Annotated in this window: 10 protein-coding genes and 1 pseudogene; 4 read left to right on the plus strand and 7 right to left on the minus strand. The window is 52.8% G+C overall.

What is annotated here, in order from left to right:
* Positions 1 to 158: 158 nt before the first annotated feature.
* Positions 159 to 2,735: an AAA family ATPase gene (locus BW979_RS17935; RefSeq protein WP_076384867.1), complete on the minus strand. Its 2,577-nt coding sequence runs from the start codon at positions 2,733 to 2,735 to the stop codon at positions 159 to 161.
* Positions 2,736 to 3,012: 277 nt separating this feature from the next.
* On the opposite strand from BW979_RS17935, the gene BW979_RS17940 reads away from it, so the two are divergent.
* Positions 3,013 to 4,647, plus strand: a complete 1,635-nt coding sequence (locus BW979_RS17940; protein ID WP_076384869.1) for an AAA family ATPase — start codon at positions 3,013 to 3,015, stop codon at positions 4,645 to 4,647.
* A complete protein-coding gene (locus tag BW979_RS17945; protein ID WP_049275676.1) occupies positions 4,644 to 5,714 on the plus strand; it encodes a hypothetical protein in 1,071 nt (356 codons plus the stop codon). Before BW979_RS17940 ends, BW979_RS17945 begins: the two co-directional genes overlap by 4 nt.
* Before the next feature lie 117 nt (positions 5,715 to 5,831).
* On the opposite strand, the gene BW979_RS17950 is transcribed toward BW979_RS17945, so the two are convergent.
* The 3 genes from BW979_RS17950 to BW979_RS17960 all read right to left on the minus strand — a co-directional run bounded on the left by BW979_RS17950 (position 5,832) and on the right by BW979_RS17960 (position 12,848).
* Entirely contained in the window at positions 5,832 to 6,041 is a 210-nt protein-coding gene (locus tag BW979_RS17950; RefSeq protein ID WP_083714429.1) for a hypothetical protein, read from the minus strand.
* An 83-nt stretch (positions 6,042 to 6,124) separates the two neighbouring features.
* On the minus strand, positions 6,125 to 9,931 hold the full coding sequence (locus BW979_RS17955) for a YobI family P-loop NTPase (RefSeq protein WP_076384873.1): 3,807 nt from the start codon (positions 9,929 to 9,931) through the stop codon (positions 6,125 to 6,127).
* 163 nt (positions 9,932 to 10,094) lie between these two features.
* Complete coding sequence (locus BW979_RS17960; RefSeq protein WP_076384875.1) at positions 10,095 to 12,848, minus strand: UvrD-helicase domain-containing protein; 2,754 nt, start codon at positions 12,846 to 12,848, stop codon at positions 10,095 to 10,097.
* Between the two features lie 376 nt (positions 12,849 to 13,224).
* Between BW979_RS17960 and BW979_RS28185 the strand changes: the two are divergent.
* A pseudogene (locus tag BW979_RS28185) lies at positions 13,225 to 13,323 on the plus strand (Lrp/AsnC family transcriptional regulator); the annotation flags it as partial.
* 244 nt (positions 13,324 to 13,567) lie between these two features.
* Here the strand turns inward: BW979_RS28185 and BW979_RS27470 are convergent.
* On the minus strand, positions 13,568 to 13,738 hold the full coding sequence (locus BW979_RS27470) for a hypothetical protein (protein ID WP_156893511.1): 171 nt from the start codon (positions 13,736 to 13,738) through the stop codon (positions 13,568 to 13,570).
* 69 nt (positions 13,739 to 13,807) lie between these two features.
* Here BW979_RS27470 and BW979_RS17965 point away from each other — a divergent pair, with 69 nt between their 5' ends.
* The gene (locus tag BW979_RS17965; RefSeq protein WP_076384877.1) at positions 13,808 to 14,989 is read left to right on the plus strand and encodes an HNH endonuclease; all 1,182 of its coding nucleotides are present in this window, start codon (positions 13,808 to 13,810) and stop codon (positions 14,987 to 14,989) included.
* Between the two features lie 305 nt (positions 14,990 to 15,294).
* Here BW979_RS17965 and BW979_RS17970 read toward each other — a convergent pair whose 3' ends face one another.
* Together BW979_RS17970 and BW979_RS17975 are read right to left on the minus strand one after the other, a co-directional pair.
* Entirely contained in the window at positions 15,295 to 15,930 is a 636-nt protein-coding gene (locus tag BW979_RS17970) for an HAD family hydrolase (RefSeq protein ID WP_076384879.1), read from the minus strand.
* A gap of 55 nt (positions 15,931 to 15,985) precedes the next feature.
* Positions 15,986 to 16,477: a hypothetical protein gene (locus tag BW979_RS17975; RefSeq protein WP_076384881.1), complete on the minus strand. Its 492-nt coding sequence runs from the start codon at positions 16,475 to 16,477 to the stop codon at positions 15,986 to 15,988.
* Positions 16,478 to 16,608 lie beyond the last annotated feature (131 nt).

The raw sequence follows: 16,608 nt of genomic DNA on the forward strand, positions 1-16,608 counted from the left end.
CCATACAGTCGTCGCGCGCCGGAGGCCTGGGCGGTCTGCTGGCCATCCTGTGAGTGCGATTGGATAAGGGCAGACTGAGCTGCCCTTCTAGGGTACAAAACCTTTGCAGGCTATGAGAACAGAGCGCCTAGAACCTAAGACGCCCCATGGAGATATTGTTATGCTGCAGCGTCGCGCCGCTTGCTTAACTGTTCCCGCCAGACGCTTAACGCTTCGAGATCAACCCTTAGCTCAGCCTCCTCAGGAATGAACATCGGAATTTCAGTCGACTGGCTGTGCTCGTAACAACTGTACTTCGTCATCAAATCATCGATCAGCCTGCAGTCCTCCAGCTTGATACCCTGGATAGCTCGGAGCCGGCCATCGGTCTGGATTCCCCGTCGGTGCCTGAGCACGACCTTGTTGAGCAAGTCTTCCTCAACCGATCGTTCAACGAGTTTACGAAACTCGCTGCAAATTCCCTGCGCCAGGGCTCGGTAGGCGTCGGCGCCACCGACATCACCGGCCTTTCTTGCTTCCGTAAGACGGGTGAGCAAAATGTTGTTCGCCTTCTTAGTCGACGCACTCCATACATCCTGGTCAGACGGGTGGCCGGCAACTCCCCCGTAAGATTCGATTCGCATAGGACGGTAATGCTTGGACTTCCAGTCATCACTGACCTTGCGAGCCAGGTCTTCCAATACCCCGTACAACGACAGCCGGTGAGTGAGGACAATGACCTGTCTTGTCTGCGCCAGCGCCACCAGACGACAAGCGACAGCCCATTCAAACTCGTGATCAAGGGAAGAAATGGGATCGTCAAAAACAAAGGGCGCTGCCCCCGGCTTTTCGCACACGTCCGCCAAAAACGCCGCCAAGGAGATGATGCGGCGCTCTCCCTCGCTAAGCACTCCCTGAGGCTGGGTGCGCACGTCTTGAGCACCTTTGAGTCGAACCTGGTGCAACACCACACCATTTCGCGCTCTGGTTTTGATTAACTCGACCTGGATACGATGTGCACCAAGCGCACGTAACTCCTGATTGAAGCGCCCGACGTATGCTTCGGTCACTACCGCCTGGGTCACCTCAGCTGCCTTGGTGGAAATCGCCCGCGAGCTGGTGAGTGCCTTCCAGGCATCATACGCCTTGGATTTCTTCAGCCGCTCAACCTCTGCTCGGACAGCCACTGCCTGCTCGGTAATCCACTTGCGCGCCTCAAGCCCCAGTCTTTCCTTGCTCGCTTGTACCCTATCGAACTGCACTGCATCCGCTTCGTACTGGGCGGCCTCATCGTCAAGGCGCGCTTGGTAATCCGTAAGCGAAGTGATTGTTTCGGTCTGAGGGGCAACTGGCTGCGCTGCATGGACAGCTTCATGGGCATGCAGTGCGGCCCGGGCTTGTGATGCTCTTAGCCAAAACGCTTTGAGGTATTCCGGCCATTCCTTGGAACCCAATCCTGCTGCTTCGCATTGAGTAGTGATCTCTTGCTCTGTCGGAATCTTCGGCAGCCGCTCCAAGGCTTTGTCGTACAGCGATTCGGCGTTTTTGGCATCTGTTTCCAGCTTCCCCTGGACGAAGGCCTCAAACTCTTGAAGTCGGTGCTGAGCCTGCTCATCCAGCGTTTGGTGACATAAAGGACAGCGCGCCTGGTCATGAGTGACGGGAAACTGATCGTGCGGATAGGGCGAAGCTGAGAACGCCCGTGCAGCATCCCACATGGCCTTCCATGTCGGTAAGCCCACACCTTCAAGCTCTGCTGTCTTGATCTTGGCGCCTTCAACTGCGGTTTGCCGTTTTTGTTGGGCCGATTGCCTGAGCCCCCTTATCGTCTTGAGGCTTTGGTCAGAATAAGCTTCGGCTCCGCCACTCAGGGCGAAGATAACTTTCTGCAGTTCCGCCTTGGTGCGTCGCCGCTGCACAGCCAAAGCACCTGGATCTTCTGCCTTCAAGCGCTCAATCAAGCCAGTAAGCTGACTCTCGTCCTCTGGCTTCCAGGTCAATGCTTCATTCAACAGGGTTGGCGTCACTGCTCCCAAGCCCTCGTAAAAGCGCTTACCTGGTGTGCCGTCATAGATGGCAGGCATCTGGGGCAATGCTGTAACCAGCTTGGATTGCTCGCCTGCTAGGGCTTCCCTCACCTGCTCTACGACGACGGCGAGCTTTTCGAATAAGCCGACGATAGACGGGATATAGGTGGCAGCGCTTTCAGCTGTCAGGTAGTGGCTCGCCTCGTCGCTGTCAAAAATGTCGATATTGCGCAGCGCTTCGATCAGGGGCTGGCCAACGTGCCATTCGTGCGCGCTTTGTTGGCCGTTCAGCTCAGAGGTGACCTGGCACCTACTCGCTGGAGGGGCCGTTTTAAAGACGTTGGTTTTGAGCTCCGCGGCTCTGGGTTTTCCTGAAAGCTTTTTCAGGATGCGGGTGTAGCTGGATTTTCCTGATCCGTTGTGACCATAGATAACAGAGAGATTGTGCGAGCCGAACTCCAGAGGCCTGCGAGGCTCTAGGTTCTCGATGCCCGCAACCTCGCCAATCTGGATGAGCCTCAGCTCATCCTGGACGGTATGGCGATGACTCAACTCGGCAAACTCGCGATGTGATGACGGCTTACTCCCGGCTGGTGTTTTGATCAGCGCGGTGAGATCCGCGACATCGAGTGCATCAATTTCGCCCTTCTTCAGCAGCCGATCTGCTGCTTCCTGAAGCCAGTCATTTTGCTTAAGAAGCCATGAACGGATATCCACCTGCGCCTGCATCTTGCCCACTCCTGGACGTTGGTTGTGGCAAAAAGCTAGCAGAGGGTCATACGCCTCGCCAGGCAGTTACTCTGCACGGCGCCGGCTGAAAACGTATCAAAAAATTTGCGTCGACGGGGCGATGCGCAAGAACACCGCTCGCGGTGTTTTTACCAGCTGACCCTGCTGCACCAGTTTCTCCGGTCAGGTAGAATCCTAAGCATGGCATTACGCCACGTATCTTTTTATGCGTCGACCTCATGTCAAATATGAGATTTCGAATTACAAGGATGATCTAATGCAGCTTTGCTTTATATGGGTAAAAAAATTCAAGAATCTAGAAAACTTCGGCATTAGTTTTTCTGATGAATTTGATTTCCAATTTGATATCGCAGGAGGGAATCTTCATCGCATTAATAAAAACCCCATGCCCCACTTATTTGGAGACAATATAGCTAGCATCACTGGTGTGCTAGGCATAAACGGGGCAGGTAAGACTAATCTGCTTGAATTGATATGCCGCATAGTGAACAGCAGCGAGACATTAAGAATTGAGTACTTGGTGATCTACAGGGTGGGCGGGAATTATTATCAGTCAACCAATATAAAGCACCCTATCTCTGCTGACTTTTACATTAGTGGCTCCGTAAGTCGAGATGAGATGGAGGGGATGGATACAGTATTTTTCTCCAACGTATTTGATAAGAATTTTATTGACTTTGGAGATGCCATTGCCGACGTCTCTGTGAACAACAAAAACAACCCTAGAACCCTTGCTAGAAATCGAGAAACAAGACAGTCTGATTTTGTAAATGACATTGAATTTTTCCAATCAAGTGAATTTGAAAGCCTTGGACTGTCAGCCCCACCAAGAATTGAAATAAGAATAGAAAAATTTATCAATCGACATAATCAAGTATCTAGGCAAGATGCCGTTGTTCCGGTATTGAACTACCTGGCCGAGATTCGAAAAAAGAACAGGGATAGAGGAAAGCTTTACCTGGTCAGACAAACCATACAAATGGGGTTCTTGAAAACCTTGCTAGAAAGAGATACCTCAGAGAAGCGGCTTGTCTCTGATATGGTACACATCCTTGAGGAAAGACCAAACATAGCATTCGAAGAACTAATTGCCGAGTTTCGTGAACGCTGCTCACGGCACAATAATACAATCCCGTGGAGCTCCAACCTACTTCTGCATGATGCACTTACGATTTTGCTTGGACTGGAGAGCTTTTTGAAGGAAAAGCATTTCGATATTGATGAAACTTTAACTGGCCCTAAATACATATTTACCATTGATTTTGACCCTGTCGAGTCCTTCTGCTATAGACATCTGGCATGCGTTATTCAGACTCTAAGGTTTGGCTCTATCAGTTGGACTGGCGTAAGCTCAGGTCAAAAGGCATATTTAAATCTGTTTAGCTCGATATGGAATGGTGTAGACAGCTATAGATTTAGGTCGGAGAAAAAACGTACTACTTTGATCTGCATTGATGAGGGCGATCTCTATCTTCATCCGGAATGGCAGCTGGAGTTTGTAGAAAGACTCATAAAATGCCTCCCTAAACTTTCCGAAGGAACGGTGCAAGTCGTTTTCACGACTCACTCCCCCATCCTTATCAGTGACCTGCCTCATCAGTGCGTGGTTGTTTTAAATAAGGATCCAGAAGTTTCCGCCGACTTAAGTAATCGGGATGCGCAAAGACACAAAACCTTTGCAGCGAACCTTTATGATATATACCAATATTCATTCGGCCTTAATCATAAAAGAAGTGGCAACCTGTCATCTAGTTATCTTAGGGAAGTATTTAAACTGCTCGACAAAAAGACATTGAGCCAGCAGGATACCGAAAGTCTCAGTCTTGCGCTGTCAGTTATTGATGATGATGTCGTTAAGTTCCATATTCACAAGCGGATAGTTTCAGAATGATTAGCATTCACACCCATTTGTCGACCCAGTACCCTGATGTCACCAAGCTTCTTGATGATGTTGTCGAGGAAATGTGGAGTGACCTGAATCCAATCAATAGATTCGGACACCCGAACCAGTATGCTATCACTTCAAAAGCCGGTAGACTGAGAGAACTGGTTTCAGGTCAAGAGCACTTGGATAAGGTTGGCAACGATGCGATGGTAAGACAATTGAAGTATGTGGGGCTTCTAGAGAATCCCGTTTATCTCAAGCATATTATTACCGCAAAGCCGACTCAGCTGAAGCCAATAATTGCGACAGCCCAATCCATCCTCCTTGAAGAAGATCTATATATAATGCAGAAAGGAAGAGCCAAGTCGCAGCCGTTCGGGGAATTATTGCTCAAAAAATTATTTAATTACACATCTTATCGCAGCAGCGATCATTGCTATAGGCGCTACCAGAAGCTTCTTTTTGAGCAGGCAACATGCCCATATTGTAACTACGAGCCAGCAAAAATCATCGCAGTCGAAAAGACAGCGACGGAAAGAAAGGTCATGATGCTTTATGATATTGATCACTTCTATTCGAAGCACGCCTTTCCCTATTTGGCACTGTCATTCTACAACCATATTCCCTCCTGCGAAAAATGCAACCAGACGTTCAAAGAGAGCAAATTATTTGATATTGATACTCACATACACCCCTATCAACAGTGCTTTGACTCTATCTATAAATTCGAGTTGAATCATTCGGTACTTGCCAGTGAACCAATCGAAAAGGTTAAGCTTGTTAATAATGGTACTTTTCCAGATCAGCTGGCCACTAGCCTAGGCCTGGAAGAGCGGTACAATGGCGGCACTAGGCTCGCTCGCTCGGCTGAGCTAGTCGACATACTCAGCAAACGTACTCATTTGCTTGCTGATCCTTCATGTGCGCCCAAAGAATTTGAAGCACTAGTTGCTTTAATAAAGGCCTTTGGCGTGGTGAAGAAAAAAGAAGAAATTCTATCTCTGCCTTACGGAAAATATAATAGGGATATTGTAAAGATGTTTGACATTAATAATGCATTGAACATCACCTAGCATCGAATGGTGTGACAGGCAGGGGCTGGCCATCTCGTTTTCAAACCCGACAAGACCACCATCCCCTTCACCCTATTACGACCCTGTAGCATCTCAAAATCAGGTTTCTGAGCAACATCATTGCAGTGTCGGAGATGGCATACCCATCGTCCTCAGTTGGTAATCAGATACGGCCTGAAAAAGGGCCTCAGCTTCAGTCCGCAAGCGCTCGATCTCCTCTGCTGGAAGTTCGGCTGCCATGCCCTCGTGATATCGCCTAAGGGCATCCACAGCTTGCTGAGATAGCGGTTGGCTGTCCACGTAGATCTTTAGAAAGTCTCGTTTCATGATCCGCTCCAGCTCTCTACTCCTGGTGCCTGAACGGCGCCGGCAGCCAAGTCTACGGTTCGCCCGTCCAGGCCAATTTCAGGTTAGGCCATTTGGCTTCGTTTGTTGAAAACGACCGTACGCTTGTCCTCATACCTCACAACCCCTACAAACCCACGACGCTTCAGGGCCTCGACAAGCCGTCTTACGTCTGAGGACGGCGGAAGGTGTGCACGCTTCTTCCCAACGAGTTCGGCATGTTCCTCTCCCAGCAGAGGGAGCACCGGTGCCACGTCAGTCCAAGCACAATTCATCTGCAACGCCTGGATGATCATGTCTGTCCGCTGCGAAGGGCTCAACGAGGCATCCGAAAGACAATGCCGGATCACAGGCAGGTAGCTGCCCGGGAATGTGGCTTGCTCCCTGTTTGCGCGGACGCAAGCGTTGGCCAGCTCTTCAACCGAGCCCTCCCAACTGCTGAACATCTCTGCGGTGATGCCCTGCCACATCGTCATGGTATCGACCAATGACGCAACACCTGAACGGCTGAGGGCTGTAACCAAGCCAACTGGTAAGCTAGACAGGCTGAGAGTGTCACGTGCGTCCCGCCAATGGTAGGCAATGTAACGTGCCTCCAGGGAGAAATCATACTGGGCTAGAAGCTGCCTGATTTCTGAGCTGTATGGGACGAAGGAGGCGTTGGAGAAACAGGGCCACCGGCTCGTCGGGATGTTGCTCTTCAACAGCACGGAAGGCGCCAGGACGATCGACGAGAAAAGGGTCGTCAGGGTGTCATTGGTGAGCTGCTCTTGCTGGATGATGAACGTTTGCAATTCCTCATCGCCGTCGCCTGCCCAAAGTTCTTTGGCCAGGCTTGCTGAATGGCGTGTGACAAAATCTAGGAAACTTGGAACAGCAGACTGACCAAGATCTGGCCGTTCTACCTCGGACGATGAGGCGTCTCCGGTGCTGGTGATGACGCGGTTGAACAATGTCCAAACCGCATCCCCGAGGTTGCACAGTCGCGCAGACTTCAGAGCCGGCAACCAAAGTGCATGAGGAAGCTTTTCAAGATCCGTGATCAGGCAGTCGGTGTGTTTGAAGAGCGCTAGCTGAAGCGTCTCCATGTCTTTGGTACCGTCCACCAATGCAAACAGATTAAGCAGTGAGCTCTCCGTTTCAGGTAGGGTTCCCTCCTGACTCAGCAACTCATACACGTACTCGGAGGCTGATTGCCCGATGAGTTGATTGAAGCCCACGAGCTCTAACTGGGTAAGCTGATGATGCGAAACCATGACTGGTTTGGTGCCAAGTTCCAGGGGGCTGCATAGCAGTACCAACATCCGCAATGTAGGCGCCAGACACCCCCACTCCACCAGCGCTCTGAGCTCGTCAACGGTGCATGTTTCGCTGACATTCCAGAACTGCGCGGGCCTTTGTCTGAGCCAAGCCCATCCCATCTGGTTTGAGGCCAATCCGGGAATCAGCTTCGAAACATCACGCAGATCGTTGATGACATTGAAGAGCGTGTCGCTGCGCCCTTCAAGCTGTTTGACCTGGTCGGCCATCAAACTGTCCAACACCATGATCACCAAGTCTTCGCGCACCAGGTTCGCCTTGTCGTAGGCGACGAGATCATTGATAACGTTGGAATGATGTTTGAACAATGCCTTGAAGAGCCCAGGCTTCGCGTCATCGGGCAGCAGTTCGACCACCTCTGCAAGGCGCGCCAAGTGCTGAAAGCTGCTCTTGATGATTACTGACAGCTTTTCTTCCCTAGCGTGGACATCATCGTGCCGGGGGCGAACGAGCTCCGCCATTAAGTGCACCAACAGCCCTTTGCCCTTGTCGATCGAGTCGAAATCCAGCTTGCTCACTACGCGCTCGGGATTTCGGATGGGCGTACCAACATCAAGCATTTCGCCCCGGGCAAGGGCCATGGTGAGCATTTTGTCCGACTGGGTCAGCGAGCCCTCGTAGAAGAAGCCGAGGTAGTCAGTGTAATCGGTGTCCAGGTTGCCTCGGCGCAGCAGGAAGGTGATCAACTCATAGCCTTGGAGGATGGAGCCAAATGACTCTCCATAGGCATTGCTGCAGGCGGCCCGGAAAGGCATGGTCTTGAGCCCGGTGATTTTTGCTTGGATGAGGCTCATTTCGTCATCAATCTCTTCGAGTGATACCTCAAGGCCTTTGACACGCTCAGGATATGACAGCTCCTGCAGCACCGACTTGATGTTCAGGGGCTCACCCCTCTGATGTCCGTACGACCTAGAGTTCACCGATGGATAGACGCTTCTATGGCTGACAACGCGCTCAAACACACCATCTACGACAAACTCCATCAATGAAATTTCTGAGCGATCTTCCAGCCAGAGGTAATTCGCGTGCTGGAGGTTGCCTTTCCGGATGAACTCAAACCAGACGCAGGCACGAAGACTCGCAATGTCACTGGCGACTTCCGCGTCTCGTTCCTCTCGGCGTTGTTTTAACTCAGCGATGGCAGCCTGGTGACGCCGGATCTCAGACTTGACCCAAGCGGGATAGCCTTCAATGATTTGATAGACCACACCTTTGCGCTTGAGTAGATCCGAATAGACATTTGGATGGAGATTCCTCAACGCCACCATCGCAAAGAGCTTGTTCGGATCAAGCGGCAACCCGTCATTCGCGAGAATGTTCGCGTAAATGTCGAACTCGTTCACGATGTTCTTGATCAGCCGCATCTCGTCGATGTGATACCCCACGGTCTCGATCAGTTTGGGCGTGAGGCCTGCATTCAGCGGCTGACCACCCATATGTCGCTGGCCCAGCAGCTCGACCAGTTTTTCACAAGAGTTTTCCGAGTTCACCACAGGGATGATGGGAATGATCAGGTCGAAAAATTTCGTCTTGTCTGTGACGGTAAACATCTCATCCCGCAGCGCATAGATGAAATGGATAGGACGCTTGACCTGGGGGGACTGGCGGATGATGAAGTTGATCTCGCGCAGCCTGAAGAAGATCTCCTGGATGTCGAACCTGTCCAGATCCTCAATCACCACGACATCGATGTCGCTGCGCTCGAAGCAGTAGATGATCTCGTCGATGTTCTTGTGCAGTACCGAACCATGATGAGTTGCCTCAAGCTTACCGCCCTTCAGCGTCAGGCCATCGACGCTGAAGAGTGAGAGAAGCTTCAAGCCTGAATACAGGGCCCATAAACCGCCTGCCACTACGATACCAAGGGCGGCAAGTTCGGGCAGCCACATCAGTCCTTTCAATGCCCAATCCTTAGCTACCTCGGAGAGGGTCTGCAGCTTCGGTACCGCCAGGCGCAGTGCGGCGATACCGATCACTGCAACGCACAGGGTGCGCCAACAAATGCGCAGCGTTGACGCGTGAGAAATGCGCTTGAGCCGTGTCTTGGGTAGCTGCTTTGCTTGTACCGCGTAAAGGAGCTGCTGGACGATCGTCTCTTCGATCCGATTGATCAGGTCGTCACTGGCTGTCGTATCGGAACCGCCTGCAACCGGTGCCGGCGATGCTAATTCGGGAGCTGTAGAGTCAGACGCTTCATCAAGTGGCTTCACCGAAACAGCTGTAGGCGCGTTCGCCTTGGTGAACGTGGCCAGAGATACGAAAGTGTATTTGAAGCTGCGATGGTGTTCGAAAAACGTCTTCAGGACACTGCTCTTCCCTGCCCCATAGCCACCGGTGATCGCGATGTTCAGCACTTCATCGTTCTGTAGCGCTCGCAAGAGTTCGCGCTCATACCGTGCCGCCCTGTCGTCTTCCACTAGCACCGGCGTCAATGGCTCGAAAAAGAGTCCATTCTCACTACGCCAAGCCGTGAACGATCGCCGGGTTGCCCGTCCACCGGCGACAAGCGCCCACCAACAGCGGCTGGCGCCGCGTACGATTTTCCCTAGCATGTCCTGATCCTGGTTCCTGGCCTGCCGTACAGCCTTGCCGCACTTGCCTTCATATTCGTGCCGGCGTAGCCACAATGTGACCGCCGCGCACCTCAATAGCGGCTATATGCCACATATGAAGGCTCAACGCTATCCAGGATCAGGCGTGGTTGTTGCCTACACCTCAGCGCTGTCGAGTAAATTTTTTCTGTAGGCTGCCCTGGCGCCTCGGCTTTTCGGGTTTGTATTTGCAACGAGGGAAGCCTGAGCAGGATTTGAAATCACCGAACTTGCCGGTGCGCTGAAGCACGACACCATGTTGGCAGACCGGGCACCGTTCTTCCCGGATCGGTTCACCCTTGATGTCCGTAACCATCACGACACCGTCTTTCACCAGTTCGGTCAGGAATGGGGAGTTTCTGGCCGTCACGGTGAACATGGCGACTGACCTACGCGCTCGGGTCAACGCCACGTAGAAAAGCCGGCGTTCCTCGCCATACAGGTATGTGTCGCCTTCAGGCATGACCAGGCCAAATACCGGATCGTCACCTTTCAGGCTCGGGAACCCTCCCACCATCATTCCAGGAATCAGAACGTAGTCGGCCTGGTCACCCTTTGAGGTGTGGATGGTTTTGAATCTGATTTCGAGCTTGTTGCCATAGCGCTGCTCCCATCCCTGAGGGATGAACTGCGCATCGGACTTGTACCGTCCAAGCACGAAAACCGATATTAACCTCCCATCGGCACCAGGAACTGCCCCGGTCGAAAGCCCCTGGTAAAGGTCGTCCAGGTACTGTCGCAAGCCATCCCGAACCTGATCCCTGCTGGATAACTGAAATGCCTGAAAAGCTGGGCCTACAGGCTCAGTCACAGAAATCACAGTCTTCTGCAATTGAGCCGGGTTTTTGGCCACAAACTGGCTGGACGCATCGCAGATGGCCTGAGGGCATCGGTAAGTCTTCTCTAATCGGAAAACCTCACCGTGGCCGTACCAGTCGACGAAGCCTGTCATGACACTGACATCGGCGCCGGCGAATCGGTTGATCGACTGCCAGTCATCGCCTACAGCGAACAGGTGACTGTGGGTCTCCTGAACCAAGGCTCGGCAGAGCCGCGCTCGCGCGCGTGATGCATCCTGGTACTCGTCGGCCATGACCAAGCGATACGGCGACTGGTAGCCGCGCTCAAGGCAGTCTGCTGCCATGTTGATCATGTCCTCAAAATCAATGCCGCCGTCTTCTTTCAAGGCGGCATCCCATCCGTCGATCACCGGGATCGCAAGTTCCAGGAACATCTTGTACCGGAACTTGAAGACGCTGAGCGGGAGAGCGTCGTAGCGTTCGTGTAGGTTGTCCGCCGTCAGACTGTTGCTCTTATAGTGCGAAATGAACGCTCGGAGCACCTTCACCAGATCAATGTGATCCAGGGGCACCAGGCCGGAATCCGGGATCGGGCGGTCGGGGTTTGGATCTAGTACAACACCACGCGATGCCAGCTCTCGTGAGAGGTGCGCGAAGATCTCACCCGTCCTCAACTGATGGGAGGACGATTCGATCAGCTGGGTGCCGTAGCTTGCATGCGTCTTCCGCTTCCAGTCGGCACCTTCCGCATAATTCTCAAAATGTGCGGGCGCTTGACCGTCTGCGTCGAAGGCGAAATGCTCGTGATAGAGATTCAGCGCGGGGTAGTAAAAATCGGGCACATACTGCCTGTGCTCGGCGGTCGCAGTATCGTGCTCGTAGGGGCGCTCATAGACGTATTCGACACCGTTATAGAACAACCAGTTGGCAATCAATCGCTCTTCCTGGCTTGCGACATGCTCGCCATTGAGTGTGATCAGTCGAGCTTCCCCTTCTTGGTCGAAAGCCTCCGCCACATCTCTTAACGGCGCGGTGGAGTGATCCCGCCCGAAGACCAGGCGGAAAAGATCCCACTTGGTGCGGAACTCATCTGAACTGTCTTTGAGTGTGTCGACGATCACCCCAAGCTTCTCCAGCCCGAGATCCGCCCTGGTAGCCCACTTGGGTACACTCGGCTTCTTGCCCGTCGCGCCGCCAATGATTTTCAGGCCCAGGGAGTGGAATGTCAGTGCGTTGATCGTGACTCCGGCCATGCCAAGTCTTGCGAGTGACTGAGCCCCCCTCTCCTGTAGCTCCTGTGCGGCATCCTTGTTGAAAGCCAGCATGATGATCTCGGATGGGGCTACGAAACCGCGATGAACTGCGTAAATCGCCTTGGCAACCATCGTTGAGGTTTTGCCAGAGCCGGCGGAGGCAATCAGCTGAACACGGTTGTCAAAGCAGACCACGGCTTTTGCTTGCTCATCATTGAGCTCCCGGGACTCAACGTGATCGAGCAGATGCGAACATGCATCCAGCTCGCGGATCATGTGAACCTGGTTTCGAGCTTTCCAGTGCTCAGGCCAATCTTGAGACCATTGCCGCAACCGCCCTTGCACTCGCGGCTTGTTATCCCCCAACGCCACTTGGATGACAGGAGAATCGAACAACGCTTTGAGCTTCGCAGCGTCGATCCCCAGGGCATCCCTTTTCGAGAGGAGCTCCCGCTGCATGTCGTGCGTTAGCCATCGATGCTCGGCATCTGCAGTTACCACAACCTGATCAACCTCTTTCAGCCAGGCCATGATTTTGGCGTAGTAAGCACGGAAATGCTGCTTGCTCGTGACGGCTCGAAGCTGATGATCCAAGTTGCTGCGCGCAGCGTGGGACAGCCCAACGATGTTAACCTCGTGACCGATCCAGACGGTCACGTTCGTCCACAACAGACGTTGATGGAAGCGCAGCGAGGAGAACGCTTCGAGCGGTATCGGATACGTTTGGTCATTCAGTGTGACGCTGAGCTCATCGTTTTCGATCGTCAGACGCCATGACGCCGCCCTTCTGAACAGCCGCGACAGAAAAGAAGGTTGCCACTCCATTGTCATCCGCATCACACCGCAAAAGGCTGGCAGTTTATCAGACGATAGGTGCCATCAGTTTTCACCGTGAGCCTCAATCCCGTGCACGTCTGCTCTAGCCGCGACGGGGATCAGTGATGGCTAATGGGAGATCAACGGGGGCAAATCATCGGTTGTGTCTGCCGTTGTCTAGGAACGCGCTCCGAAAATACTCGAAACGGCGGTAAGTGCCTGGTAATCAAACCGCCAGGCAGGAGGATTTGGCGAAAACGGCTGCTGGGTTTGGAACGCAGCCATCAGCCCAAGTCAAAAAACGTTGATGGGGTATTCGATGAACGCCCTGATCTCATCTCCGTCTTGGTTGTAAGCACGAGTATTATTCGAAACTCTGAGCTGCCTCAATCGAACCAACGGGGTTACAGACATCCGTTCGGAGATCGTCCTGCAGGCCATCAAGAACTGGGGTGGCGCGTTGAATTTAGTCAACCGAGCGTAGGCCGCATCCGCTGTTTGACTTCAAGGGGCGCCGGAGGGGTTCGCGGTGTAGAGGCAGCGGACGAGTCAGATATTAGGATGGTTGCTGATGGACGCCCCCATAAGCATGTGCAGTGAGGAAAGACAAGCGCGAAAGAACCAGTCACCGGCCCTTTCGCTGCTGTAGTGCACCTAAGCGCCCAGTCGAAGCGCCGATGATCACTGAGTCGCACATGGCCTGGTGCATTCAGTTTGCCAGTCAGGCATCAATCACCCTTCGGGCCTGGGCATTCCTCATCTCCATCTCTGGGGTCGGAGGGTTCGCCTGACCTTAACCGTAGCTGTGCTGCCATCCACTCCCCCGCGTCTGCGAACTCTTTCATCATCTCGCCGAATTCCAAGGCTGTCAGGGCGCCTGGAATTTTTTTATCCTTCATGTTGCCTCCTGCAGTAGCGCAGATCGTCTGCGGGCAATCTTCCCGTCAACCTCAAAAGGAAGCGAGTTCGTGACCAAAAATCCAAGTGAACTAGCCTTTCTGGCCCGAGGGATCGACAGTGCGTTGGCCAGGAAGCTGAGAGAGGACAACTGGACACTTGCAAAGCTCCAATCGCTAAGCCCGGAGAAGCTAATCGAGCTGGGGATCAGCGACACCATCGTACCTGTCATCCTTGGTGAGGGCAGACCGCCCATACCCCCTGATCTCCTCATCAAGACACTTTATGATAATCGCTGGGTTTGCTGTGTGTGCCGTGACGCCGAGCGTCCAATCATCGTTCACCACATCAAACCCTGGGCTGAAAGTCGCGACCACTCCCACTCCAACTTGGCTGTCCTTTGCTCAATTCATCACGGCGAGGCGCACTCCACCCACGCGTTGGAGCTTACCCTCACTGCTGACCGGCTCAAGGCGGCAAAGGCCGCCTGGGAGCAGAAAGTCAGTCGACTTGATCCCCTCGCCATTTTCAAAGCCACTCAGCTAATGAGCTGCCAATGGTGGTATTTCAATCACGTCAGAATTTTTGAAATTGCCCAGCAGGTTGGGATAGAGGCCATCCAGCTCCAGGGGTTTCAAGGCGCTTTACGTAATGGAGCGTGTGACGAAGACGGGTACCTGTGTTCCAGGGAAGGTCTCTTGTACGTTGGTCAGGCTCGGTCGCTCTCTCTGTACCGATACATGAGCAACATGCTTCAGGCCGCCATGGAGCATACCTGCGTCAGAAACATTTCAGACGACCTAGACCGTGGAACGCTGGATCGCTTACTCCTCGGTGGCGACTTGGTGTTCGTCCAAGGCTCGTATCAATTCTCGGACATTCCCGATGGCTTCGGGGCGGATCTGGTACGGGGGCGGCGAAGCGTCAACAACGTCGAGATCAACTTCGTTTTCAACAGGAACGAATCAACCTCGGACTCAGCCCGTACCGAGTGGCTTCGAGGAGTCCGTCACCTGGGCTGCTTGCTTCGTGTCAACAAGCTCGAAAGAAGCCTCAAAGGCACCCTGCACATCGAAGCCACCGTCTTAGCAATTCGCAGCGCCCATGAAGAGTTGAAGTCGAGGATGTACGAGATTGGCCTGTACAAAAGCGGCTTGATAGGAGGAGCGGATGAGGACGAAGAGTTCAACCTCCTTGCCTGCGAAGACGTGCTGGCCGACGACGAGTCGGATGAGGACTTTCGTGTTAGCTGATCATTACCCACGTGGGCAGGAGCTTGCGCTGAGCAAGGCGCAGTTTGCCCTGGCGACTTTAATTTGAGTTCAGTCCCCACTTCTTCGAAACTGAAAACTGCGCTACGGCTCAATCATCTGCCAAGGGGCACGAGCTTGACCGCATAAAACTAAGCTAGAGCTTCGATATTCAAACCCACCGCCTCGCCGCTCCCCAAATCTAAGCTAAAAATTAGTTTTCTTAAACATGCTCCCCTAACGACACTCAAACAACCGGAACGTTTACGTTAAAAATTCTCAGCAAATTGATGTGGTAATACTCTCAATCAAGGGTTGCTAGCTATGATGCCTTGGGCGAACGAGAGTAAATCCTTGATACGCCCTCCTCCTTTTCTATCCAAGTAATGACCCAAGATACCTACAGCACGTGGCCCTTGCTCATCGCAGCGCTTGGAATCGCCGATCATCAATAACTGCGTATCGCTCACCCCGGGTACCTGACCCGGAATAACATCAAGCATCGTGCAGACACTCCGGTATATCGCCGGGTCTGGCTTTAGCAGACCTAACTCAGCACTCAGTGCATAGCCATCTAGGTCAGGGAAAAGCTTCCTGGCGATTGAACAATACGGCCCCGCCAGATTTGAGCACAAAGCAATTTTGATTTGATTCTCGCGGAGAAGCTCAATGGCAGGCACCGCGTCATCGAAGGGCTTGATGGACTGGATCTCAAGGTCGAGGCAGCGCTGGAGGTTGGCCAACTGTGCTTGCGACACCTGGATCTCCAGAAAATCAGCTGCCTCTGCAAGGCCGCCATTGATAGCCATGATCGAGCGTAGGTCACTCGGCGACGCTGCCCGGCCCTGTTGCGCACCTATCCTGAGCAGCTCTCGATAGGGATTCTGACGGTTCTGAATCTCAACCAAGGTGCCAAACAGGTCAAAAATGACCGCCGCAATCATGTCCTCTCCCCGTCAGTTGACACGCTCTAGTAGTTTTGAGTTTTTCGAACCTTAACTATTTTACTACAACGCCATAAGAGGCCAGGTCATTTACCAGGGTGTTGCGCCGCAGCATCTTCGGCAACTTGAAAATATTTCTATAGCCATAGATCAGGCCTAAAGGAATGATCAGCAAACCGAGGCCGAACGTTGCCGTCGCAGCAATCAAACCGGCCGGGATTGATCCCAGCCCAAACACAATCCCTTTTAGAACGGTCGACCTAGCAATCAGTCGCATATGATCAAGATCATACTCGACCTTGCCATTGCTCTTCTCGAATGCGATAAGAACAATCGATTTTTTACCTACATGCTTGAAGAACCAAGTGCGCGGAGCATCCGTCACAATAGCGCCGTGCCGCTTGAGGTAGTCTAGCATTACCACTTCTTTGAAGTGGAATATATTACCCTGGTCGTCCTCGCAGCGAACCATGGTATACAGCGCGTCAAGGTCACCACTCGCCTGAAGGTGAAAGTTCTTGACAATGAGTGTAATTTTTTTTGAGATCGGACATACCTTTCCTTAAATGCTCCACAATTTTTGTACCGGGTTAATTTGGTCATGTTGGGGGCAGGCGAGCAGGCAGGTGCCCTCCCCATGACGGAGATAGATGGTTTACTGCCAAAAAGTTAGATACC

Origin of the sequence: Pseudomonas sp. A214, assembly GCF_900156295.1 — a bacterium.
GTDB classification, from domain to species: Bacteria; Pseudomonadota; Gammaproteobacteria; order Pseudomonadales; family Pseudomonadaceae; genus Aquipseudomonas; species Aquipseudomonas rhizophila.